The organism is Pseudomonas sp. GW823-FHT02C02 (assembly GCF_058797635.1).
Genome location: NZ_JBXAJV010000003.1, coordinates 459,375 through 481,871, shown reverse-complemented (window position 1 = coordinate 481,871; position 22,497 = coordinate 459,375). Strand labels below are relative to the sequence as shown.

21 protein-coding genes are annotated in these 22,497 nt (G+C 58.9%); 10 read left to right on the top strand and 11 right to left on the bottom strand.

What is annotated here, in order from left to right:
* The first annotated feature begins 255 nt into the window (after positions 1–255).
* The 6 genes from AC1ROI_RS07645 (at position 256) to yccS (ending at position 9,750) form a co-directional block, all read left to right on the top strand.
* Positions 256–1,698, top strand: a complete 1,443-nt coding sequence (locus AC1ROI_RS07645; RefSeq protein WP_083375596.1) for a TldD/PmbA family protein — start codon at positions 256–258, stop codon at positions 1,696–1,698.
* Positions 1,698–3,035 carry a TldD/PmbA family protein gene (locus AC1ROI_RS07640; RefSeq protein ID WP_102593728.1) on the top strand — a complete coding sequence of 446 codons (1,338 nt, stop codon included), beginning with the start codon at positions 1,698–1,700 and terminating at the stop codon, positions 3,033–3,035. Before AC1ROI_RS07645 ends, AC1ROI_RS07640 begins: the two co-directional genes overlap by 1 nt.
* A gap of 140 nt (positions 3,036–3,175) precedes the next feature.
* Positions 3,176–4,603: a multidrug transporter subunit MdtD gene (gene mdtD, locus AC1ROI_RS07635; protein ID WP_010466979.1), complete on the top strand. Its 1,428-nt coding sequence runs from the start codon at positions 3,176–3,178 to the stop codon at positions 4,601–4,603.
* Between the two features lie 156 nt (positions 4,604–4,759).
* A complete protein-coding gene (dbpA, locus tag AC1ROI_RS07630) occupies positions 4,760–6,097 on the top strand; it encodes an ATP-dependent RNA helicase DbpA (protein WP_229801809.1) in 1,338 nt (445 codons plus the stop codon).
* 121 nt (positions 6,098–6,218) lie between these two features.
* Positions 6,219–7,397, top strand: coding sequence for a BaiN/RdsA family NAD(P)/FAD-dependent oxidoreductase (locus AC1ROI_RS07625; RefSeq protein WP_102593727.1), 1,179 nt, complete (start codon positions 6,219–6,221; stop codon positions 7,395–7,397).
* 169 nt (positions 7,398–7,566) lie between these two features.
* Entirely contained in the window at positions 7,567–9,750 is a 2,184-nt protein-coding gene (yccS, locus tag AC1ROI_RS07620; protein ID WP_102593726.1) for a YccS family putative transporter, read from the top strand.
* A 112-nt stretch (positions 9,751–9,862) separates the two neighbouring features.
* Here yccS and AC1ROI_RS07615 read toward each other — a convergent pair whose 3' ends face one another.
* Positions 9,863–10,600, bottom strand: a complete 738-nt coding sequence (locus AC1ROI_RS07615; protein WP_010466971.1) for a substrate-binding periplasmic protein — start codon at positions 10,598–10,600, stop codon at positions 9,863–9,865.
* A 257-nt stretch (positions 10,601–10,857) separates the two neighbouring features.
* Here AC1ROI_RS07615 and AC1ROI_RS07610 point away from each other — a divergent pair, with 257 nt between their 5' ends.
* On the top strand, positions 10,858–11,310 hold the full coding sequence (locus tag AC1ROI_RS07610) for a GNAT family N-acetyltransferase (RefSeq protein ID WP_102593725.1): 453 nt from the start codon (positions 10,858–10,860) through the stop codon (positions 11,308–11,310).
* 96 nt (positions 11,311–11,406) lie between these two features.
* On the opposite strand, the gene AC1ROI_RS07605 is transcribed toward AC1ROI_RS07610, so the two are convergent.
* From AC1ROI_RS07605 to AC1ROI_RS07595, 3 genes are read right to left on the bottom strand one after another with little or no spacing between them, the layout of a single operon-like run.
* The gene (locus AC1ROI_RS07605) at positions 11,407–11,703 is read right to left on the bottom strand and encodes a winged helix-turn-helix domain-containing protein (protein WP_010466964.1); all 297 of its coding nucleotides are present in this window, start codon (positions 11,701–11,703) and stop codon (positions 11,407–11,409) included.
* Between the two features lie 13 nt (positions 11,704–11,716).
* Positions 11,717–12,208, bottom strand: coding sequence for a M48 metallopeptidase family protein (locus tag AC1ROI_RS07600; RefSeq protein ID WP_010466956.1), 492 nt, complete (start codon positions 12,206–12,208; stop codon positions 11,717–11,719).
* 46 nt (positions 12,209–12,254) lie between these two features.
* The gene (locus tag AC1ROI_RS07595) at positions 12,255–14,378 is read right to left on the bottom strand and encodes a putative bifunctional diguanylate cyclase/phosphodiesterase (RefSeq protein ID WP_102593723.1); all 2,124 of its coding nucleotides are present in this window, start codon (positions 14,376–14,378) and stop codon (positions 12,255–12,257) included.
* Positions 14,379–14,703: 325 nt separating this feature from the next.
* Between AC1ROI_RS07595 and AC1ROI_RS07590 the strand changes: the two genes are divergently transcribed.
* Both AC1ROI_RS07590 and AC1ROI_RS07585 read left to right on the top strand, forming a co-directional pair.
* Positions 14,704–15,372, top strand: coding sequence for a polysaccharide lyase family 7 protein (locus AC1ROI_RS07590; protein ID WP_077747256.1), 669 nt, complete (start codon positions 14,704–14,706; stop codon positions 15,370–15,372).
* Between the two features lie 426 nt (positions 15,373–15,798).
* A complete protein-coding gene (locus tag AC1ROI_RS07585; protein WP_102593722.1) occupies positions 15,799–16,092 on the top strand; it encodes a fructose-bisphosphate aldolase in 294 nt (97 codons plus the stop codon).
* 106 nt (positions 16,093–16,198) lie between these two features.
* On the opposite strand, the gene AC1ROI_RS07580 is transcribed toward AC1ROI_RS07585, so the two are convergent.
* Complete coding sequence (locus AC1ROI_RS07580) at positions 16,199–16,444, bottom strand: hypothetical protein (RefSeq protein WP_102593721.1); 246 nt, start codon at positions 16,442–16,444, stop codon at positions 16,199–16,201.
* A gap of 293 nt (positions 16,445–16,737) precedes the next feature.
* On the opposite strand from AC1ROI_RS07580, the gene AC1ROI_RS07575 reads away from it, so the two are divergent.
* On the top strand, positions 16,738–17,460 hold the full coding sequence (locus tag AC1ROI_RS07575) for a transposase (RefSeq protein WP_102593720.1): 723 nt from the start codon (positions 16,738–16,740) through the stop codon (positions 17,458–17,460).
* 95 nt (positions 17,461–17,555) lie between these two features.
* Here AC1ROI_RS07575 and AC1ROI_RS07570 read toward each other — a convergent pair whose 3' ends face one another.
* From AC1ROI_RS07570 to epd, 6 genes are all read right to left on the bottom strand, one after another.
* Positions 17,556–17,882, bottom strand: coding sequence for a hypothetical protein (locus AC1ROI_RS07570; RefSeq protein ID WP_010466945.1), 327 nt, complete (start codon positions 17,880–17,882; stop codon positions 17,556–17,558).
* A gap of 340 nt (positions 17,883–18,222) precedes the next feature.
* Positions 18,223–19,287 (bottom strand): class II fructose-bisphosphate aldolase, encoded by a 1,065-nt coding sequence (gene fba / locus AC1ROI_RS07565; protein ID WP_008081027.1) that lies wholly within the window; start codon positions 19,285–19,287, stop codon positions 18,223–18,225.
* A gap of 252 nt (positions 19,288–19,539) precedes the next feature.
* Positions 19,540–19,872, bottom strand: coding sequence for an MliC family protein (locus tag AC1ROI_RS07560; RefSeq protein ID WP_077747251.1), 333 nt, complete (start codon positions 19,870–19,872; stop codon positions 19,540–19,542).
* Between the two features lie 56 nt (positions 19,873–19,928).
* On the bottom strand, positions 19,929–20,150 hold the full coding sequence (locus AC1ROI_RS07555; RefSeq protein ID WP_010466937.1) for a hypothetical protein: 222 nt from the start codon (positions 20,148–20,150) through the stop codon (positions 19,929–19,931).
* A 34-nt stretch (positions 20,151–20,184) separates the two neighbouring features.
* The gene (locus tag AC1ROI_RS07550; protein WP_077747250.1) at positions 20,185–21,348 is read right to left on the bottom strand and encodes a phosphoglycerate kinase; all 1,164 of its coding nucleotides are present in this window, start codon (positions 21,346–21,348) and stop codon (positions 20,185–20,187) included.
* A gap of 17 nt (positions 21,349–21,365) precedes the next feature.
* The gene (gene epd / locus AC1ROI_RS07545; protein ID WP_102593719.1) at positions 21,366–22,418 is read right to left on the bottom strand and encodes an erythrose-4-phosphate dehydrogenase; all 1,053 of its coding nucleotides are present in this window, start codon (positions 22,416–22,418) and stop codon (positions 21,366–21,368) included.
* Between the last annotated feature and the right edge of the window lie 79 nt (positions 22,419–22,497).

Genomic DNA, 22,497 nt, shown 5'->3' with positions numbered 1-22,497 from the left:
TAATACCGAGGTGCGCCCTTCGCGGGCAAACCTCGCGTCTACAAGGGAACGCAATTACTTGTAGGAGCGAGGCTTGCCCGCGAAGGGGCCCGACCAAGCAACACATCTCTAACTGACACATACCGGTAATCCCTTCCTACACCGCTCCACCCTTGATCCTACCCCCCGCCCAGGCCTAATCTAGCGCCACGCAAACGTTTCACCCCCCCTTCGCAACACCGCTGCACCGCCACTCCAGACCAAGGAGGTTCCCGAATGTTCGATTTCCACCCCCAGCTCAAGCAGCGCTTCGCTGCCTTGCGCACGGGCGCTGAATTCTTTTCGCTGCGTTATGTACGCGAGTCCGGCCAGTACCTGTCGGTGCGCAAGAATGTCGCCGAACCTCCGAGCCTGAGCCGTGACGAAGGCGCGATGCTGACCGTGCGTGTCAACGGCGTCGAAGCCTACGCCGCGACCAACGACCTGTCGCAACAAGGCCTGCAAGCCGCACTGGAGAAGGCCGAGCAACAAGCGCGCCGACTCAAGCCCCACGCCCTGCTCGACCTGAGCGCACAGGTGGTCTCCAGCGACCGCGCCGACTACTTTTCGCCGAACCTCGACCAGCCCTTCCCTTCCCTGAGCGATTGCTACCAACTGCTCGGCGCCGAATCCGCATCCGTGCCCAAGGACGAGCGACTGGTGAACTGGGAAGTGAGCATCGGCATCACCCATGTCGAACAGATCTACCTCAGCAACGCCGGTGCCGAACTGCGCCAGGCCCAGCGGTTCGTCTACCCGAGCCTGGAAGTCACGGCCTACGACGGCAACGACAGCCAGACCCGAACCCTGGGCCGCGAGAACTTCGGTCAACAGGGCGGTTTTGATGTGATCAGCCGCTGCGGCCTGGTCGGTGCCGGTCCGAAAATCGCCGATCAGGCGCTGCAATTGCTGCTGGCGCCGAACACCCCGAAAGGCCCGCGTGACCTGTTGCTGATGCCGGACCAGATGATGCTGCAAATCCACGAATCGATTGGCCACCCATTGGAACTGGACCGCATCCTCGGTGACGAGCGCAATTACGCCGGCACCAGTTTCGTCAAGGCAGAAGACTTCGGCAGCCTGCAGTACGGCTCGAAACTGCTGAACGTGACCTTCGACCCGGAGATTCCCGAACAGCTCGCCAGCTATGGCCATGACGACGACGGCACTGCTGCCAGCAAACAATTCCTGATTAAAGAAGGCTTGCTGCTGCGCCCATTGGGCGGCGCGCTGTCGCAGTTTCGCGCGGGCATGGATGGCGTGGCCAACAGCCGCGCCTGCAGCTGGAACCGTCCGCCGATCGATCGCATGGCCAACCTGAACATCGAGGCCGGCGATCAACCGCTGGAGCAGATGATCGGCAACATCGAGCACGGCATCTTGATGAGCACCAACCGGTCCTGGTCCATCGACGATGCACGCAACAAATTCCAGTTCGGCTGTGAATGGGGCCAACTGATCGAAAACGGCGAACTCAAAGGCGTGGTCAAGAACCCGAACTACCGGGCGATTTCCGCGCAATTCTGGAAAAACCTCAGCGCCGTTGGCGATGCCAACTCCGTCAAGGTCCTGGGCACGCCGAACTGCGGCAAGGGCGAGCCGAACCAGGTGATCCGCGTCGGCCATGCCTCGCCGGCCTGTGTGTTCAGCAACGTTGATGTGTTTGGGGGGGATGCCTGATGAGTACTTCAAAAAGTCAGGCCGATGCGTTCAAGGCCTTGGTCAATTGGCTGCGTGATGCGATTCGCGAGCCGGAACAGTTCACTCTAAGTTACGCCGCCGAATCCTCGGCCTTCGTGCGCTTCAACCACGCCAAGGTGCGTCAGGCCGGCCAGGTGCAGCAGGCGAGCGTCGGTTTCAAGCTGATCAACGAGGGTCGGCATGCTGACCTCAACATCACGCTGGCCGGCGATCAGGAAGTCGACCTTCAGCGCCTGGCCGAAGGTCTGCAACAGTTGCGCGAAACCTTGCCGCTGCTGCCGCAGGATCCCTACCTGCTGCTCAACCACAACGGTTGGCAGAGCAAGAACGTACAGGAGCATCCGCTGCCGGACACCGAGCAGGTCGTGGCCGAAATCACCCAGGCCGCCGAGGGGCTGGATCTGGTCGGCTTCTACGCCGCCGGCCCGATCAGTCGTGGTTTCGCCAGTTCTTCGGGGGCGCTTGGCTGGCATCAGGCCAACAGCTTCAACTTTGATTTCAGTCTGGTCCATGAAAACGGCCAAGCGGTGAAAGCCAGTTACGCCGGGCACGACTGGAACAGCGAAGGTTTTGCCAAGCGCTTTGCGCAGGCGCGTGAGCAGTTGGCATTCCTCGGCAGACCGCAACGCACCCTGGCGCCCGGTCAGTACCGCGCCTATCTGGCACCGGCAGCCTTGGGAGAAATAATGGACATGCTGGGCTGGGGCGGTTTCTCGGCACAGTCGATTGCCACCAAAAGCAGCCCGTTGCAGAAGCTGTATGCGGGCGACAGTGCGTTCAGCCCGTTGGTGTCGGTTGATGAAAAGGTCAGCGGTTCGTTGAGCCCGGCGTTCTCGGGCGAAGGTTATCCGCGCAGCGATCTTGGCTTGATCGTCGAAGGCAAGGCGGGCGCGCAGATGGTCAGTTCACGCAGTGCCGCCGAATACGGCCTGACCGCCAATGGCGCCAGCGGCGGTGAAATGCCGAGTGCTGTGAACATGGCCGCCGGTACGCTGCCCGATGCAGAGATTCTCAAGCAACTGGGCACCGGTCTGTACATCAGCAACCTCTGGTACCTGAACTACTCGGACCAACCGGCGGCACGCCTGACCGGCATGACGCGATTCGCGACGTTCTGGGTCGAGAACGGCGAGATTCAGGCGCCGGTGAGCACCATGCGCTTTGATGACAGTGCGTACAGTCTGCTTGGTTCCCAACTGGAAGCGTTGACCGAGGAGCGTGAGCTTATGTTGTCGGCCAGCACCTACAGCCAGCGGGCCACAGCCTCGGCGTTGTTGCCGGGGGCGCTGATCAGCAAGCTGACCTTGACCCTCTGACACCGATCGTGCCCACGCTCTGCGTGGGAATGCCTCAATGGACGCTACGCGTCCGCTTCGGCAGGGACGCGGACCGTCCCGGACTGCATTCCCACGCGGAGCGTGGGAACGATCATTAACTCCGACTCACACGAGGTCCCATGCCCAACCGCCCGCCTCTCGACGCTGTCACCGCCCGCTGGGTGCCGTGGGTCGTCGCCATCGCCTTCTTCATGCAATCCCTCGACGGGACCATCCTCAACACCGCCCTGCCCGCCATGGCCCGGGATCTGGCCGAAGATCCGCTGCGCATGCAGGGCGTGATCATTGCCTACATGCTCACCGTCGCGCTGCTGATTCCTGCCTCGGGCTGGATCGCCGACCGCTTCGGCACCAAGAAAATCTTCTTCGGCGCAATCCTGCTGTTCAGCCTCGGCTCATTGCTCTGCGCCTTGTCGAGCACCCTGAGCATGCTGATCGGTGCCCGAGTGATACAAGGCCTGGGCGGTGCATTGATGCTGCCGGTCGGGCGGCTGGTGGTGCTGCGCGCCTATCCGCGCTCGGAGCTGGTGCGGATCATGGGCTTCATCACCATTCCCGGCCTGCTCGGTCCGTTGATCGGCCCGACCATGGGCGGCTGGATGGTCGAATACCTGACCTGGCACTGGATCTTCCTGATCAACCTGCCGGTGGGCGCCATCGGCTGCTACGCCGTGTGGAAGTTCATTCCCGACCTGCGCGGCACTGAACGCACGCGTTTCGACAGCCTGGGCTTTTTGCTGTTCGGCGCGGCGATGATTCTGATCACCATCGCCATGGAAGGCCTCGGTGAACTGCACCTGCCGCACTTGCGGGTGATGTTACTGCTGTTCGGCGGCATGGCGTGTCTGGCGGCGTATTGGCTGCGCGCCGGGCACATCGATAATCCGCTGTTCGCGCCGTCGCTGTTCAAGACCCGGACGTTTGCCGTGGGCATCCTCGGCAACCTGTTCGCCCGCCTGGGCAGCGGCGCCCTGCCGTTCCTCGTGCCGTTGTTGCTGCAAGTGGCGCTGGGTTATTCGCCGTCACAAGCCGGGATGAGCATGTTGCCGCTGGCCGCTGCGGCGATGGTCGCCAAATCGGTGGCGCGTCCGCTGATTGAGCGCCTGGGCTATCGCATCGTGCTCACCGGCAACACCCTGGCGCTGGGGCTGATGCTGGCGAGCATGGGCCTGGTCAGCGAGCAGACGCCGTACTGGCTGCTGCTGGGGATGCTGGCGATTCTCGGCGCGATCAACTCCTTGCAGTTCACCGCGATGAACACCGTGACCCTGATCGACCTCGACGACGCCAGCGCCAGCAGCGGCAACAGCCTGCTGTCGGTGGTCGCGCAATTGTCCCTGAGCCTTGGCGTTGCCTGTGCCGGCGCGTTGCTCGGCGGCTTTACCGCAGAGATCGGCAACGATGGCGTGGACACGGTGCTGGGTGCGTTCCAGCTGACGTTTGTGACGGTCGGAATCATGGCGATGCTGGCCGCGACGATCTTCTCCCAGCTCTCAAAGGAAGACGGACGGCGCGTCAGAAGCCCGGAAGAACACATAGAGCCTTAGTTTCCAGACGATAAGTGCCTGCGCTCGGCGACTTCTCGTCTGGAAACTACGGGCGAATGGCCATGGGACTGATACACTGCGCGACATTTTGTTTTGCAGGCCAGTCCCGTGACCACCATTGCCACCGCTTTTAATACTTTGCCGCTATCCGCCGCCATGCTGGCTAACCTCGACTCTTTGGGTTATGCCGAGATGACGCCGATCCAGGCGCAAAGCTTGCCGGTGATCCTCAAGGGGATGGACCTGATCGCGCAGGCCAAGACCGGTAGCGGCAAGACCGCCGCCTTCGGTGTCGGCCTGCTGAACCCGATCAATCCGCGCTTCTTCGGTTGCCAGGCGCTGGTCATCTGCCCGACTCGCGAGTTGGCCGACCAGGTCGCCAAGGAAATCCGTCGCCTGGCCCGCGCCGAAGACAACATCAAGGTCCTGACCCTGTGCGGCGGCGTGGCTTTCGGCCCGCAGATCGGCTCGCTGGAGCACGGTGCGCACATCATCGTCGGCACTCCTGGTCGGATTCAGCAGCACCTGCGCAAGGGTTCGCTGATTCTCCATGGCCTGAACACGCTGATCCTCGATGAAGCCGACCGCATGCTCGACATGGGTTTCTACGATTCCATCGAAGAAATCATCGCCCAGAGCCCTGAACGTCGCCAGACCCTGCTGTTCTCCGCCACCTATCCGACGGGCATCAAGCAATTGGCGGCGAAATTCATGCGTAACCCGCAGATCGTGAAGGCCGAAGCGTTCCACGACGACACGCAGATTGAGCAGCGCTTCTACGAAATCTCCCCGGAAGAGCGCATGGACGCGGTGGTCAAAGTCCTCGCGCATCACCGTCCGGCGTCCTGCGTCGCCTTCTGCTTCACCAAGCAGCAGGTTCAGGAAACCGTCGATCACCTGACCTCCAAAGGCATTTCCGCCGTCGGCCTGCACGGCGATCTGGAACAGCGTGACCGTGACCAGGTGCTGGCCATGTTCGCCAACCGCAGTACTTCGGTACTGGTCGCCACCGACGTCGCCGCGCGCGGCCTGGACATCGATGCGCTGGACATGGTGATCAACGTCGAGCTGGCCCGTGACTCGGAAATCCACATTCACCGTGTCGGCCGTACCGGTCGTGCTGGCGAGAAAGGCATTGCGATCAGCCTGGTCGCGCCGTCCGAAGCGCACCGCGCCCAGGCCATCGAGCTCCTGCAGAAGTCGCCGTTGAGCTGGGATCAGCTGGACAACCTCAAATCCCAGGGCGGCGCACCGCTGCTGCCGGTGATGAGCACGCTGGTCATCGGCGCAGGCCGTAAAGACAAAGTGCGTCCGGGCGACATTCTGGGTGCACTGACGGGCGATGCCGGTATTCCGGGCGCTCAGGTCGGCAAGATCGCGATTTTCGACTTCCAGGCATATGTGGCTGTTGAACGCGGGATCGCCAAGCAAGCCTTGCAGCGCCTGAACGACGGCAAGATCAAAGGCCGTTCGTTGCGCGTTCGTATCCTCTAAGAACGCCGCAACTCCCCCCTGCCTGATCGTTCCCACGCTCCGCGTCACAGAGCGTCCATGGCGGCATTCCCACGCAGAGCGTGGGAACGATCAATATAAGCTCCTGTGTGAGGACACCGTTTTGCGCTCTACCGAAGTCGTGATCATTGGCGCTGGCGCCGCAGGGTTGATGTGTGCGCTGACCGCCGCCGGACGTGGGCGCAAGGTGATGTTGCTCGACCATGCGAACAAGGCCGGCAAGAAAATCCTGATGTCGGGCGGTGGCCGCTGCAATTTCACCAACATGTACACAGAACCGGGCAATTTCCTCTCGCAAAACGAACACTTCTGCAAATCCGCATTGGCGCGCTACACCCAGTGGGATTTCATCGGTATGGTCGCCAAGCACGGCGTGCCGTATCACGAGAAGAAACTCGGCCAACTGTTCTGCGATAACAAATCCAGCGACATCCTTGAGATGCTGCTCACCGAATGCGATCAGGTCGGCGTCAGCCTGCACCTGGACACCTCGATCCAGACCATCGAGAAGCTCGAAAGCGGTTACTTGCTCGACACGACGCTCGGTCAACTGACCTGTGAATCCCTGGTCATCGCCACGGGTGGTCTGTCGATTCCGACCCTGGGCGCCACCGGTTTCGGTTATCAGGTCGCCAAGCAGTTCGGTCACGAACTGCTACCGACCCGTGCCGGCCTGGTGCCGTTCACCATCACCGATCAGCTCAAGGAACTGTGCACCGAGCTGTCCGGTACATCGGTGGATTGCCTGGTGAGCTGCAACGACCAGAGCTTTCGCGAGAACATCCTGTTCACCCATCGCGGCCTCAGTGGCCCGGCGATTTTGCAGATTTCCTCGTTCTGGGAATCCGGCGACACGGTCCAGATCAACTTGATGCCGGACCACGACGTGCCGAGCTGGCTGCAACAGCAGCAAGCCGAACGCCCGAACAGCGAGTTGAAAACCCTTCTCGGTGAAATCTTCACCAAGAAGATGGCCAACTTGCTGGCGGACAACTGGTTCGTCTCCAAACCGATGAAGCAATACACCCACGCGGAAATCGCCGACATCGCCGAAAAACTGGCGAGCTGGAAAGTGGTTCCTGCCGGCACCGAGGGCTATCGCACAGCGGAAGTGACTTTGGGCGGTGTCGACACTCATGAAGTGTCATCCAAGACCATGGAATCGCTGAAAAGCCCTGGCCTGTATTTCATCGGTGAAGTGCTCGACGTCACCGGACACCTGGGCGGCTTCAACTTCCAATGGGCCTGGGCCTCGGGTTATGCCGCTGCGCAGTACGTCTGATACACCGCGTCATCGTTTTTCGCGGGCAAGTCGGATCGCGAAGGCGTCCGAACAGACAACACTGAACAATCAAGGAACAGATTTTGCTGTCAGATGTGATCGGCGCCATTGCGTCGACGTCATTACTGGCTCAATTTAGCGGCATTGCCTCGGAAGGCCTTCGCACTTCATGTCATCGACCTCATTTCGTCAGTCGCTGCGCCGTCTCTGGGCGCTGGATAAATTCAGCTACAGCGTGCGGGTGTTCATCGCCCTGACCGGCAGCATGGCCGTCTGTTGGTATCAGGATGAAATGGGGCTGCTGATCCCGTTGTTCCTGGGGATCATCGCCAGCGCCCTGGCCGAGACCGACGACAGTTGGCAGGGTCGCCTCAACGCGCTGGCCGTGACGCTGGTGTGCTTCAGCGTCGCCGCCCTCTCCGTCGAATTGCTGTTCCCCTACCCCATCGTTTTTGTCATCGCCCTGGCCCTCGCCAGTTTCGGCCTGACCATGCTCGGCGCCCTCGGCGAACGCTATGGCGCGATTGCCTCGGCGACGTTGATTCTGTCGGTCTACACCATGATCGGCGTGGATCAGCGCGGCGGCGCGGTCACCGATTTCTGGCACGAACCGGTGCTGCTGGTGGCCGGCGCCGCCTGGTACGGCTTGCTCTCGGTGCTGTGGCAGGCGATGTTTTCCAACCAGCCGGTGCAGCAGAGCCTGGCTCGGTTGTTCCGTGAACTGGGTTTTTACTTGAAGCTGAAATCGTCGCTGTTCGAGCCGATTCGGCAGATGGACGTGGAAGCACGCCGACTGGAACTGGCGCAGCAAAACGGTCGAGTTGTCGCGGCACTCAACGCTGCCAAGGAAATTATCCTGCACCGGGTCGGCAATGGACGACCGGGTTCGAAAGTCAGCCGCTACCTCAAGCTGTACTTCCTCGCTCAGGACATCCACGAGCGCGCCAGTTCTTCGCACTACCCTTACAACGCGCTGGCCGAGGCGTTCTTTCACAGCGACGTGCTGTTCCGTTGCCAGCGTCTGCTACGCCAGCAAGGCAAAGCCTGCCGGGCGCTGGCGGAATCGATCCAGATGCGCCAGCCGTTCATCTATGACGCCAGCTTCGCCGAAGCGTTGAGCGACCTGCACGCCTCCATCGAACACCTGCGCATCCAGAGCAACCCGGCCTGGCGCGGTCTGTTGCGCTCTTTGCGGGCATTGGCCGCCAACCTCGGCACCCTCGACCGTTTGCTCAGCGACGCCAGCAACCCCGACGCCCTGGCCGACGCCACCGACAGCAGCCTGCTCGACCGCTCGCCGCGCAACCTCAAGGATGTATGGATTCGCTTGCGCACGCAGCTGACGCCGACCTCGCTGCTGTTCCGCCATGCACTGCGCCTGCCCCTGGCCTTGAGCATCGGCTACGGCATGGTGCACTTGATTCACCCCTCGCAAGGTTACTGGATCATCCTCACCACGCTGTTTGTCTGCCAGCCAAACTACGGCGCCACTCGACGCAAACTGGGCCAACGGATCATCGGCACCGCGATTGGCCTGACGGTGGCCTGGGCGCTGTTCGATCTGTTCCCCAATCCGCTGGTCCAGTCGTGCTTCGCGATCGCAGCCGGAGTGGTGTTCTTTATCAACCGCACCACGCGCTACACGTTGGCGACCGCCGCGATTACCTTGATGGTGCTGTTCTGCTTCAATCAGGTCGGTGATGGTTACGGGCTGTTCCTGCCGCGGCTGTTCGACACCTTGCTCGGCAGCTTGATCGCCGGGCTCGCGGTGTTCCTGTTCCTGCCGGACTGGCAGGGCCGACGCCTGAACAAAGTGCTGGCCAATACCCTGACCTGCAACAGCATTTACCTGCGCCAGATCATGCAGCAATACGCCGCCGGCAAAAGCGACGACCTGGCCTATCGCCTGGCCCGGCGCAATGCGCACAACGCTGATGCGGCATTGTCGACGACGCTGGCCAACATGCTCATGGAGCCAGGGCATTTCCGTAAGGAAGCGGATGTCGGGTTTCGCTTCCTGGTGCTGTCGCACACGTTGCTCAGCTACTTGTCGGGATTGGGTGCGCACCGTGAAACCCAGTTACCGACGGATGTTCGCGAGCATTTGATCGACGGCGCGGGCGTGAGCCTGGCGGCCAGCATCGACGAGATCGCCCAAGGGTTGGCGAGCAAACAGCCAATTGCGATTCAGAGCGATGCCGAAGAGGCGCTGGCCAATGAGCTGGAGCAAATGCCGGATGAGATCGATGAAGGGCAGCGGCTGGTACAGACGCAGTTGGCGTTGATCTGCCGGCAGTTGGGGCCGTTGCGGACGTTGGCGGCGCATCTGATCAAGGACACCAGTGAAGCCTGAGATCTGTAGTGACTGGGCGAGCCCCATTGCGAGCAGGCTCGCTCCCACAGATTCGGTGCAAATCCTGTGGGAGCGAGCCTGCTCGCGATAGGGCCATCAGCCACACCGAGGCTTACATCCCATGCTGCTTCATCAACCGCTCATAACTGCCATCAGCCTTCATCTCCGCAATCTCGCGATCGAAACCGGCGACGATCTGTTCATGCTGCGGATTTTTCAGGCTGACCAATATGTGCAAGCTGTTCTCGCTCAATGCCTTGGGCAGGAACTCCACGGCATTGCGCACCTTGGATGATTCCCGAGCCAGGTAATAACGGGCGACGTATTCGTCTTCCAGCGTCAACTTGACCCGGTCTGCCGCGACCATGCGCACGGCCATGGCGAAGTTATGCACGGGGACTTTCTGCAACGACACGTCCTCATCGAATTCCGGTGAATAGGCATAACCGCGCACCACTGCAATCGGGTAAGTGTGCAATTGCTGCAAGTTGTTGTATTCGATGGGCGCGTCTTTACGCTTGAGAAAACGCACGCGGTTGAGCAGGTATTCGCCGGAAAACTGGCCCAGCTTGGTGCGCTCGTCGGTGTACCAGGCGTTGACCAGCACGTCGTAACGGCCTTCACCGACGCCGAGCAACGCTCGCGCCCAGGGCACCTGCTCGAAATCACTGGCGTAACCGGCCCGTGCCAGCGCAGTGCTGACAATGTCAGTGGCCAAGCCACCGTTGACCAGCGTGGCGTCGGTAAACGGTGGCCAGGCGTCGGCGACCAGACGCAGCTTCTCCGCTGCCGCGCTCTGTGTCAGCAACAGCAGAACGATCAAAGCAAACGCTCGATGCAATCGCGGCATGCTAGAAAATCCTTAGCGGGCGGGCTGCCCGACGCATTTTTCTGCCAAAACTCCAAGACACATGTATCAGCACCCAAGTACTCAACATTAGCTCATTGAAGCCACTGCACTGCGCTCAATCGCAGATTACACAAAGAAGACAGTGCCGCGAGAAATGAATGATGGCATTTTGGCCTTCGTCACAGATTGCTCCGTCATAAAGACATATATCGCCGGGACGCTTAGTATCCGAAGGACGTTGCTCAAGGAAAGTGAAGATGACAATCGATTGGGTCTGCAAACACCACAGCGATCTGGGGAAAGAGCAGCTGTACGCCATTCTCCAGTTGCGCGCAGAAGTGTTCGTCGTCGAACAGAAATGCGCTTATCAGGATGTCGATGGCCAGGATCTGGAAGGGGACACCTGCCATTTGATGGCGTGGGACGGGGATCGGCTGGTGGCCTATCTGCGCTTGCTCGACCCGGAAACGCAGGGCGGCGACGTGGTGATCGGGCGGGTGATTATCGCGCCTGGCGCCCGTGGCACCGGGCTGGGGCATGAATTAATGGCCCAGGCGTTGAAGCAGGCCGCAAAACGCTGGCCCGAGGTGCCGATCTATCTTTCGGCCCAGGCGCATTTGCAGGGGTATTACGGACGGTACGGGTTTGTGGTGGCGGGTGAGGAGTTTCTGGAGGATGACATTCCGCATATCGGGATGCGTCGCCCTTAAGGGGCTCTTCGCGGGCAAGCCTCGCTCCTGCAGGGATTTCACCGCACCTGCAGGAGCGAGGCTTGCCCGCGAAGGCGTCATCGGCAACGCCACAAATCACGGGTATTCCAGCACCGCTTTAATCTGCCGCAGATTCCGCTCGATCCACCCCCGATCAATCGCCCCCCACTCGCGAATCCGATAGCGCCCCGCATGATTGCGCGCGCCCTCTTCCTGCTCGAACTCGCAAATGATGTCCAGGTCCGCCAATGCGGCAATTGTGTCCTGCGCCGTGCGCCGGGGCATGCCGGTTGCTTCGGTCAGCGCCGGGACGCTGCTGGCCAACCCGCTGTCGATCAGGTAGGCCACGTACAACCGGCGATAAAAGCTGCTCTTGGTCTTGCTTACATCCATTCAAACACTCCCTTTACTGCATATCCCGCCACGTCAGGTATACCCGCAGATCAAATTCCACCTGGTGATACCCCGGCAACATGTGTTCGCAGAGCTTGTAGAACGCCTTGTTGTGATCCGACTCTTTAAAGTGCGCCAGCTCATGCACGACGATCATTTTCAGAAACTCGGAGGGTGCTTCCTTGAACAACGAGGCCACCCGGATTTCCTTCTTGGACTTGAGCTTGCCGCCCTGCACCCGCGAGATTGTCGTGTGCAGGCCAAGGGCGCGATGGGTCAGGTCGAGGCGGTTGTCGAACAGCACCTTGTCGATGGCCGGCGCGTTGCGCAGGTATTCCTGCTTGAGGTCCAGCGCGAAGGTGTACAGCGCCTTGTCGCTCTGCACCGCGTGTTTTTCCGGGTAGCGCTTGCTCAGGTAGTCGCCCAGCCGACCTTCGGTGATCAGCTGGCGCACCTGGTCCTGCAACGCAGCGGGATAGGCCTGGAGGTATTTCAACGCAGTCATCAGGGTCGGCAACACGAATCACGAAAAGGTCGCCAGTGTAGCGAATTCAGCGGATCAGCGCGCTCCAGTCAAACGGCGTCACAAAGTCGCCGGCATCCTCGGCCATCATCGGCCGCCCCACCAGAAAACCTTGCACGTACTGGCAGCCGTTGGCTTGCAGCCATTCATATTGCGTGATGGTTTCCACCCCTTCGGCAATCACCAACATCCCGTATTGCTTGCACAGGTCGATCACATTGCGCACCAGCGCCGCGTCCCGTTCTGACGCCGGCAATCGGGCGATCAAATGCCGATCAAACTTGAGCGTGTCCAGTTCCAGATCGCGCAGATGCGCCAGCGAGCAAGGTCCGGAGCCGAAGTCATCCAGCGCCACCCGCACTCCAAGATTGCGCAGCAAGCGCAGGGTCTTGCGGGTTTCTTCGGGGTTTTGCATCAACGCTTCTTCCGTCACTTCGACTTCCAGATAACGCGGCTGCAAGCCGTGACGCTCCAGCACCTGGCGCAATTCAGTGACCAGGTTGGGCATGCCGAACTGGGTGCTGCTCAAACTGACGCCCAGCACCAGGTCTTCGGCAAACAAGGTTTCCCACGCTTTGCGCTGGCCGGCCCCGCGATGGTAAATCCAGCTGCCCAGACGACTGATCAGCCGCGCCTCTTCCAGCAACGGCAAAAACAGCCCCGGCGGCACGTCACCGACGCTCGGGTGCTGCCAACGCAGCAGCGCTTCGAAACCACGAATCTGCCCGCTGTCTATCGCCACCTGCGGCTGATACACGAGGTTGAAATCACGGTTCTCAATGGCGGTGCGCACGCTATCTTCGAGCATCAGCCGCGAGCGCGCCCGGCCATTCATGTCGTGATCGTAGAAACGGTATTGCTGACGGCCGGCCCGTTTGGCTTCGTACATGGCAATGTCCGACGCACGCAGCAAGCCGTCGAGGTTCGAACCGCAATCCGGGTACGTGGCGATGCCGATGCTGGCGCCCAAGGCGATATCCAGACCATCAATCTGCTGACAGATCGACACCCGCTCAATGAGCTTCTCGGCGATCTTCGCCGCTTGCTCCGGGAACTCCAGATCCAGCAGCGCCGTGAACTCATCGCCGCCCATGCGCGCCAGAATGTCAAAGGGCCGCAGACAGGCTTTCAATTGCTCGGACACCCAGCGCAGCACCCGGTCGCCGGCATCGTGTCCGAGGGAATCGTTGACGCGCTTGAAGCCGTCGAGATCCAGGTACAGCAGTACCCAGGCGCTGTCGGACCGTTCACCGCGCAACAGCAGATTCTCCACCGTCTGGTAGAAACCGCGACGATTGAGCAGCCCGGTCAGCGGATCCGTCACCGCCTGGAATTCCAGTTGCTGATGCAGATGGCGCACCACCGACATATCCAGCACCGTCACCACCATCGCATGTTGTTCGCTAGGCAATGGCGCACAAGACAGCGCCACCGGCACTTGCTGGCCGGGCGCCGTTCGCAGCAACGCGTCGTGCAGGCGCAGGGTTTCGCCGCGCCGGTAACCGGTATAAAAGTCAGAGTCCGCCCAGACCGGGATGTGCGGCTTTTGCAGGAAATCCAGAAACTCTTTGCCTTGCAGGTCTTGCACCGTGGCATTGAGCAACCGGGACATCGCCGGGTTGGCAAAGCGGATCACACCGTCCTCACCCACCACCAGGATGCCTTCGGCGGCGTTGTCCAGCACCGAGGCATTAAACGCGCGAGCGACCTCCAGATCGTGGCTCAGGCGCTGCAAGGCACGGCGATTGCGTTGATGCTCGAGCAACGCCTGAACTTTGGGCTTGAGAATTTGCGGGTCGAACGGCTTGAACAGGTAATCCACCGCACCACTGGCATAGCCCTTGATCACGGCGTCCTGGGACTGTTCGTTAGCGGTCAGGAAAATAATCGGTGTGAGACGGGTTCGCTGACTGCCGCGCATCAGGCGCGCCACTTCAAAACCATCCATGCCCGGCATCTGCACATCCAGCAGCACCAGGTCGACATCGTGTTCGAGCAACAGACTGAGCGCTTCGAAACCGGAAGCTGCGGTAATGACCTGCCAATCCTGGCGCTGGAGCAACGCGCGCAAGCTGATCAGGTTTTCAGGGTAATCATCGACGATTAAAAGGATCGAGCTGCCTTCAGCTGGCGTGGGGTGCGCGCATTCCATGCTGCTTCTCTTATTTCGGGGCGTCAGGCCAGTCTCTCGTGAAAACCGGCCAAATACTGAGCCTTCACTCTAGACCGGGATCCGCAAAAGCAGAAGCTGCCAGTGCGCCATCATTTAACCATCACGTACATTTGCCGACTAACGGTCGCTTCTACAGCCCCCTGAAACCGGGGAGGATGGCCTTTTGACAGGATTTTGACGCCATCCATCTGTCATTTTCGCATTAACAAATTGAACTTCTACGCTTATAAGGATGGCCCCCAAGGCCCGCGCCAGAGCTTCTGGCACGGGCGTGCAGCAAAAAAAATCGTGGAAGCTTTTGACTATGATCGATCTCGCAACCTGGAACCTTAGTGTTCCTGTCGGCAGTCCGCCGTACACCGTTGACACCCCCAAACTGGTGAACGGCTTCAAGGATCAATACTTCCACTCCGACACCGGCACCCTGTTTTTCTGGTCCCCGGTCACCGGCTCCAAAACTGCAAATGCAAAATACCCCCGCACCGAACTGCGCGAAACCTACAGCAACGGCACCCTGAAAAACTGGCTCTACCCGGACGCCGACAACTCCCTGCGCGCCACCCTCGCAGTCAACCAGGTACCGAGCACGGGCAAAATCGTCATCGGCCAGATCCACGCCTATGAAAGCCAAAAACCCATGGTGAAGCTCGAGTATCAGTACAAGACCAGCACGCAATCGGGCAACATCGTCGCCAAGGTGCGCATGCGCCCGGATGACGACGAAGGCCGGATCATCACCATCGCCACCGGGGTGAAACTTGACCGGGAGTTCTCCTACCTCATCCACCTGAGCCCGGGCGGCGCGCTGGGCATCAGTGCGGCGGGGTATCAGTGGGACACCGACATCAGCGCGACGTGGCGGGACAAGCCGCTTTATTTCAAGGCCGGGGTCTATGTGCAAGACCACACCGGGTACACCAGCGAAGGTGGGAAAGTGACGTTCAGCAAGTTGGATATTGATCACGATAAGTAAGAACACCTCTGCCCCTGTAGCAGTTGTCGAGCAACGCGAGGCTGCGTTCGAGGATGAAGTCCTCTCAATCTCGACAGCTGCTACATCGTCCGAAAAACGCGTAGGACGCCTCTGACTGTGGCGAGGGAGCTTGCTCCCGCTGGGCTACGAAGTAGCCCCAAATCCTGCCACCTGATTCCCACAGACACACCACGTCACCGATTCACGGCGCCCACGTCGCCGAATGGGAACGAGTGCCCTTGCCACAATGACCGCATACACGTCCTACAGCCCGGTTGCGGGTACCCGAATCGCTGTCTTCTAAAGTTGGCCTGTCGCTGACATTGTTAGCGATAGGGTTTCGCAGCCCTGACGATACGTGTAGTAACCTAGCGCCTCGAAAAAAGGGGCACGTAAACGCTCGCCCTCCTTTGTTATGGTGGCTGTGTGTGGGAGACCTTCGGGTCTGCCGGGTTCCTCGTATCCTCGGTCTGCGAACCCGACTACCCCGTGCTGCTCATCGACAACGACGCCCCATTACGCGAACTCCACAACTGCGTCAGCGAACGCCTCAACGCCGTCCTCAAATATTTGAATCTGATGGCGTGCACCAGCCTGCCGGACTACGCCGAGAACGACATCAACACCGTCACCAACATTGCCCGGAGCATGGTTCAGGACGTCGCCGACGTTTTTGGGGTCATTGAACAGCGCGGATTTGATACACCTAAGCAGCAGTAAAAATCAGGCAATAAAAACCCGCATCACTGCGGGTTTTTACTTAAATCAAGATAAAAATCATGGCGGACCGAAATACTCACAGCCGGCCCGCAGCGCGCCCTGACTTTCATCTCGCTTTTGCTGTTATCTGCGGAACACGCAGGTCCTTTATAGTTCCTCCTAAGATCTCTTTATCATGACCAGTGCCAACCAACGTCAACTTCAGCTTATTATCTTCATACGAAACAAAAAGACCTGACAATGTGGTGCCATCTTTCAGAGTTACATCAATCCGCTCCCCGCCATTCAGCAAACTCAATCGAGCCGGAATAGAAAGTTGAGTATTACTCCCGCCAAATTTACTATTTTCCATGACCCTGCTCTCCTTCAATAATAGTAAAAAGAAACCGACCAGCCTTATGTTTCAAAGAAAGGGGGCAGATTTATTTAACACTTCCCTTCCTTTTCTCTCGGTTACGCATTAAACAATAGGCGGCAGCCAGCATTAAATCACCTGTAATAAATGACAGTTTTTTATACATTTTTGCGATAACGGAGTTAACTAAAAAGCAAGCGACAACTCGAAGCAAACAAAGGGGACAGATTTATTTAATCGATTATTTGCTGCTATGCTTCACCCATCACTACAAGGACGTAGGAGGCTATATGCCCAGAATGGGACGAGTTGTTTTACCCAATTATCCGCATCATGTCGTGCAACGAGGCCACAACAGGCAGGTCGTGTTCGCCGAGCCAGGCGACTTCCAGCGCTACCTCGAAGATCTGCGAGAGCTCAAAACGCTATACGACGTTAAAGTCTATGCCTTCTGCTTGATGACCAATCATGTCCATCTACTACTCGCACCAGGTAACTCCGTTGCGAGTCTCGGACAATTGATGAAAGGCCTGGCAGGCCGCATGACGCGCTATCGCAACAAGCTGGAAGGACGCTCCGGAACCTTGTGGGAGAGCCGATACAAATCCAGCGTGGTTCAGACCGACACCTATTTGCTGGCTTGTAGTCGATACATCGAGCTAAATCCGGTGCGAGCGCAAATGGTACAGCGTGCACAGGATTACCCTTGGTCGAGTCTGCACCTTCGCCTCAACGAAGCAGCCGGAAATCATTGGCTTGATGAAGATCTTTGCTTTACCGAACTGGGCAACACTCACGCCGAGCGCCTTGCCCGCTATACCTCATTTATGGAACAAACGATTCCTTCCACAGAGTTGCAGTTGATCAGAGGCGCCCTTCAGCGCGGACAGCTGACGGGCAATCCCCGATTCACAGATGAGATTGAAAAAATCACCGGTTTGCGAATCTCACATCGAGTGCAAGGCAGACCTGCAAAACGACTCGAACAGAAGAACGCCGGGGACGATTATTAAATAAATCTGTCCCCTTTAAGTTAAAGAAAACGACTTTCAGAGAGCAAACAAAGGGACGGTCAAATAGATCCGCCCCCTTTTTTTCAGATCTTCATTTATGCTGTCTTTCCAAGACTTGCACTAAACACCGTGGCACCGCCGCCAAAATACGAAACAGTACCTTGCAGCAGTGAATAAGTTTTATCAGGCGACATTAATTTCATCTCATAACTCGGAGAGTCGTCACGAGATGCCAATACCAGATTAATAACAACCTTTGTATTGGGCTGACTCATATAATAAAAATTACCCCTTACATCATAGACCTTCCCCGCATACTCATATGTTCCGCCATTTATAATATCGCGACTAGCATCTGAGTCTGTGATCTTCAGAATAGCTTTGCTGTCACCATCTCCGCCTTCATATGCTCCATTCAACATTATATTAATCTCCATAATTGCAAATCAACAGAGCTAGCGAAATGAGTTCATTCACATCGCTTGCCCCTTGGATACGGCATATGAACGATATGTCAAAATAACTTGCGGATCACCTGTAAAAAATTACAGTTATTTATACAATTTCGAAATAACAAAAAGCGCGAAACACATGCTATCGCAACAATACCAAGACAACGCGACCACTTAGGAACTATTCCAAAAATCAAGGTCGTACAAGATAAACATTATCGAGACAGAAAAATCGAATCAATTACGACTTCCTTACAAGCAAAAAACCCGCCTCTCGGCGGGTTTCTTATGCGACTCAAACGCTAAAAACTTAGTTAACCTTAGCGTTCAACTCACCCTTCAAATACCGCTGGTACATCGCTTCCAACGAGATCGGCTTGATCTTCGAAGCATTACCCGCAGTACCGAATGCTTCGTAACGAGCGATACACACATCACGCATGGCAGTCACAGTCGCGCCGAAGAATTTGCGCGGGTCGAACTCGCTCGGGTTGGTCGCCATCAACCGACGCATCGCACCGGTGGAAGCCAAACGCAGGTCAGTATCGATATTGACCTTACGCACGCCGTGCTTGATGCCTTCAACGATCTCTTCAACCGGCACGCCGTAGGTTTCTTTGATGTCGCCGCCGTACTGGTTGATGATCGCCAGCCACTCTTGCGGAACCGAAGAAGAACCGTGCATCACCAAGTGGGTGTTCGGGATGCGCTTGTGGATTTCTTTGATGCGGTCGATGGCCAGCACGTCGCCGGTAGGTGGCTTGGTGAATTTGTACGCGCCGTGGCTGGTGCCGATGGCGATGGCCAGGGCGTCGACCTGGGTGCGCTTGACGAAGTCAGCGGCTTCTTCCGGGTCGGTCAGCATCTGGCTGTGATCCAGAACGCCTTCGGCGCCGATGCCGTCTTCTTCACCGGCCATGCCGGTTTCCAGCGAACCCAGGCAGCCCAGCTCGCCTTCTACCGAGACGCCGCAGGCGTGAGCCATGGCCACGGTTTGTTGGGTGACACGGACGTTGTAGTCGTAGTCAGTCGGGGTCTTGCCGTCTTCGCCCAGGGAACCGTCCATCATTACCGAGCTGAAGCCCAGCTGGATGGAGCGCTGGCAGACGTCAGGGCTGGTGCCGTGGTCCTGGTGCATGCACACCGGGATGTGCGGGAATTCTTCGATGGCGGCCAGGATCAGGTGACGCAGGAACGGTGCGCCGGCGTATTTGCGAGCACCGGCCGAGGCCTGGACGATCACCGGGGAGTCAGTCTTGTCAGCGGCTTCCATGATGGCGCGCATCTGCTCAAGGTTGTTGACGTTGAAGGCTGGAACGCCGTAGCCGAACTCGGCTGCGTGGTCCAGCATCTGGCGCATGCTGATAAGTGCCATTGTGTGTGTCTCTCCCGGTTTGGGTCGTTAATCGTGCCAGCCTGCCGGAGCGGCGGCGGCTATTCAAGTTATTGCAGATCGGGGGTTGGCCCGGGCTGCGAATTCGGTGTTGCCTGAATCTCTACAAGCCATCGAATTCCCGTAGGAGCGAAGCTTGCTCGCGAAAGCGGTTTAACTGGCACCCCATGTGTTGAATGTGATGACGTCTTCGCGAGCAAGCTTCGCTCCTACAGGTTTCGCACAGGCCTTCAATTACTGCGCTTTACAACCGCGGCCAATCAAATCATTGGTGGCGACCCAGTACACCAGGCCTTCCTCACCTTTTACGTGAAACGCCAGCATGTCGTTGCTGTACAGCGAACCTTCGGCGCCCGGTTCAAGCTTCAAGCGGTAGACCTGATCGGCCCCGCCGAGGCGCACGTCGACTTCCTTGCGGCTGTCGTCGGTGTAGCGCCAGAGCACTTTGGCCTGGCTGTCGCAGGTCCAGGTGGTCCAGTTGTCCGTCGATTCGGCAGGCTTGAACAGGTTGAAATTCGAGCAACCGGCCAGCAATGCCAACGCCGTAACGGCGATAAAACCTTTCATCCATGTTCCTCGACTGACGGCGCACGCCGCCAGCCCTGAGTAAAGTGTCTGACCCGTCAAGGGCAACCATGTTCCTTGGCCGGGGTCTGGGTCTCGTATTTCTCCAGGCCATCAGGCCCGGAACGCTTGTTGATCACCGGGTTGGTTTCCGCTTGCCAGTCGGCCTGGTAGCAGCCTTTTTCCACTGACTGCGGCGCAGGTTCCGGCTTGGCTTTCGGGTTACTCCCGCAAGCCACCAGCATACCCGCGGCGATCAACAGCGCTAATGGCTTGACCATGAGAACACTCCTTTGCGTGGCCAAATGAATGACCTCAGCCCTTGGCCCGGCTTTCCAGGACTTCAACGGCAGGCAAGACCTTGCCTTCCACGAACTCGAGGAACGCGCCGCCGCCGGTAGAAATGTAGGAGATCTGGTCGGCAACGCCATATTTATCGATGGCAGCCAGGGTGTCGCCGCCGCCAGCGATGGAGAACGCCGAGCTTTCCGCGATGGCCTGGGCCAGCACCTTGGTGCCGTTACCGAACTGGTCAAATTCGAACACGCCCACCGGGCCGTTCCACAGGATGGTCTTGGACGACTTCAGCAGCTCGGCGAAATTCGCCGCGGTCTGCGGGCCGATATCCAGGATCATGTCGTCGGCGGCTACGTCAGCAATCAGCTTGACGGTGGCGGTCGCGCTTTCAGCGAACTCCTTGGCAACCACGACATCGACCGGCAGCGGCACGCTGACCTTGGCGGCGATGGCGCGAGCGGTGTCCAGCAGGTCCGGCTCGTACAGCGACTTGCCGACCGGGTGACCGGCAGCGGCCAGGAAGGTGTTGGCGATACCGCCGCCGACAATCAGCTGGTTGCAGATCTGGCTCAGGCTGTTCAGGACGTCGAGTTTGGTCGAGACCTTGGAACCGGCAACGATGGCAGCCATCGGCTGGGCCGGGGCGCCAAGGGCTTTGCCCAGTGCGTCCAGCTCAGCAGCCAGCAGCGGGCCAGCGGCGGCGACTTTGGCGAACTTGGCCACGCCATGGGTCGAACCCTCGGCGCGGTGAGCGGTGCCGAAGGCGTCCATCACGAACACATCGCACAGGGCGGCGTATTGCTGGGCCAGTTCGTCAGCGTTCTTTTTCTCGCCTTTGTTGAAGCGCACGTTTTCGAACAGCACGATGTCGCCCGCTTTCACGTCAACGCCGCCCAGGTAATCGGCGACCAGCGGCACTTCGCGGCCCAGGGCCTTGCTCAGGTAGTCAGCGACTGGCTTGAGGCTGTTCTCGGCCGAGAATTCGCCTTCGGTCGGACGACCAAGGTGCGAGCAGACCATCACGGCCGCGCCTTTTTCCAGGGCCAGCTTGATGGTCGGCAGCGAAGCCAGGATTCGCGCATCGCTGGTGACAACACCGTCCTTGACTGGGACGTTGAGGTCTTCGCGGATCAGTACGCGCTTACCTTGCAGATCGAGGTCGGTCATCTTCAACACGGTCATGGGTCGCAATTCCTGGGTTACTGTTTTTTGGAAATAGCTGTTTGCAGATAGTGTTCTGCAACGTCCAGCATTCGGTTGGCAAAACCCCATTCGTTGTCGAACCAGGCCAGGATGTTCACCAGCCGTGGGCCGGAAACTCGGGTCTGACTGGCATCGACGATGGCCGAATGTGGGTCATGGTTGAAATCACAGCTTGCATGGGGAAGCTCGGTGTAGGCCAGAAGGCCTTTGAGCGGGCCGCTGGTGGCAGCCTCGCGCAGAATCCGGTTGACCTCGGTGGCGTCGGTGTCGCTGACGGTCTGCATCGTTATGTCGAGGCAAGACACGTTAACCGTCGGCACCCGCACGGCTTTGGCCTGAATTCGCCCGGCAAGTTCCGGCAGCAGGCGTTCGATGCCACGTGCCAGACCAGTGGACACCGGAATCACCGACTGGAACGCCGAACGCGTGCGGCGCAGGTCTTCGTGATGATAGGCGTCGATGACCGGCTGATCGTTCATTGCCGAGTGAATGGTGGTGATCGACACGTATTCCAGACCAATGGCCTGATCCAGCAGGCGCAACAGCGGAACGCCGCAGTTGGTGGTGCAGGACGCGTTGGACACCAGCAGCTCATCGCCGGTCAGGCAATCCTGGTTTACGCCGTAGACGATGGTGGCGTCGACATCCGCCTCACTGGCCATCGGCTGGGAAAACAGTACGCGGGGTGCGCCGGCGTCGAGGAAACTCTGGCCATCGGCACGCGTGTGGTAAGCGCCGGAGCACTCCAGCACCAGATCGACGCCCAGGGACGCCCAATCGATGCCTTCGGGGGTGGCACTGCGCAGGACTTTCACGCAGTCACCATTAATATGCAGACAATCGCCGTCTACTCGCACTTCGCCGGGAAAGCGCCCGTGAGTGGAGTCGAAGCGTGTCAGGTATTCGATGCTGGCCATGTCGGCCAGATCGTTGATCGCAACAATTTCAAACCCGGCCGCCGAGCCTCGCTCAAACAACGCACGCAAGACGCAACGACCAATCCGGCCGTAGCCGTTGAGTGCAACTTTGTAAGGACGCGGTTGAGGCATGGGGTTCTCGATGAAGCTTGGGAATGAGGTTGCCAGGACTGCCGCCTTCGCGGGCAAGCCCGCTCCTACAGGTCTTCGG

Coding starts and splice junctions, on each gene's coding strand:
- AC1ROI_RS07645 (WP_083375596.1), top strand. CDS start 256: ATGTTCGATTTCCACCCCCAGCTCAAGCAGCGCTTCGCTGCCTTGCGC.
- AC1ROI_RS07640 (WP_102593728.1), top strand. CDS start 1,698: ATGAGTACTTCAAAAAGTCAGGCCGATGCGTTCAAGGCCTTGGTCAAT.
- mdtD (WP_010466979.1), top strand. CDS start 3,176: ATGCCCAACCGCCCGCCTCTCGACGCTGTCACCGCCCGCTGGGTGCCG.
- dbpA (WP_229801809.1), top strand. CDS start 4,760: ATGCTGGCTAACCTCGACTCTTTGGGTTATGCCGAGATGACGCCGATC.
- yccS (WP_102593726.1), top strand. CDS start 7,567: ATGTCATCGACCTCATTTCGTCAGTCGCTGCGCCGTCTCTGGGCGCTG.
- AC1ROI_RS07615 (WP_010466971.1), bottom strand. CDS start 10,600: ATGCCGCGATTGCATCGAGCGTTTGCTTTGATCGTTCTGCTGTTGCTG.
- AC1ROI_RS07610 (WP_102593725.1), top strand. CDS start 10,858: ATGACAATCGATTGGGTCTGCAAACACCACAGCGATCTGGGGAAAGAG.
- AC1ROI_RS07605 (WP_010466964.1), bottom strand. CDS start 11,703: ATGGATGTAAGCAAGACCAAGAGCAGCTTTTATCGCCGGTTGTACGTG.
- AC1ROI_RS07600 (WP_010466956.1), bottom strand. CDS start 12,208: ATGACTGCGTTGAAATACCTCCAGGCCTATCCCGCTGCGTTGCAGGAC.
- AC1ROI_RS07595 (WP_102593723.1), bottom strand. CDS start 14,378: ATGGAATGCGCGCACCCCACGCCAGCTGAAGGCAGCTCGATCCTTTTA.
- AC1ROI_RS07590 (WP_077747256.1), top strand. CDS start 14,704: ATGATCGATCTCGCAACCTGGAACCTTAGTGTTCCTGTCGGCAGTCCG.
- AC1ROI_RS07580 (WP_102593721.1), bottom strand. CDS start 16,444: ATGGAAAATAGTAAATTTGGCGGGAGTAATACTCAACTTTCTATTCCG.
- AC1ROI_RS07575 (WP_102593720.1), top strand. CDS start 16,738: ATGCCCAGAATGGGACGAGTTGTTTTACCCAATTATCCGCATCATGTC.
- AC1ROI_RS07570 (WP_010466945.1), bottom strand. CDS start 17,882: ATGTTGAATGGAGCATATGAAGGCGGAGATGGTGACAGCAAAGCTATT.
- fba (WP_008081027.1), bottom strand. CDS start 19,287: ATGGCACTTATCAGCATGCGCCAGATGCTGGACCACGCAGCCGAGTTC.
- AC1ROI_RS07560 (WP_077747251.1), bottom strand. CDS start 19,872: ATGAAAGGTTTTATCGCCGTTACGGCGTTGGCATTGCTGGCCGGTTGC.
- AC1ROI_RS07555 (WP_010466937.1), bottom strand. CDS start 20,150: ATGGTCAAGCCATTAGCGCTGTTGATCGCCGCGGGTATGCTGGTGGCT.
- AC1ROI_RS07550 (WP_077747250.1), bottom strand. CDS start 21,348: ATGACCGTGTTGAAGATGACCGACCTCGATCTGCAAGGTAAGCGCGTA.
- epd (WP_102593719.1), bottom strand. CDS start 22,418: ATGCCTCAACCGCGTCCTTACAAAGTTGCACTCAACGGCTACGGCCGG.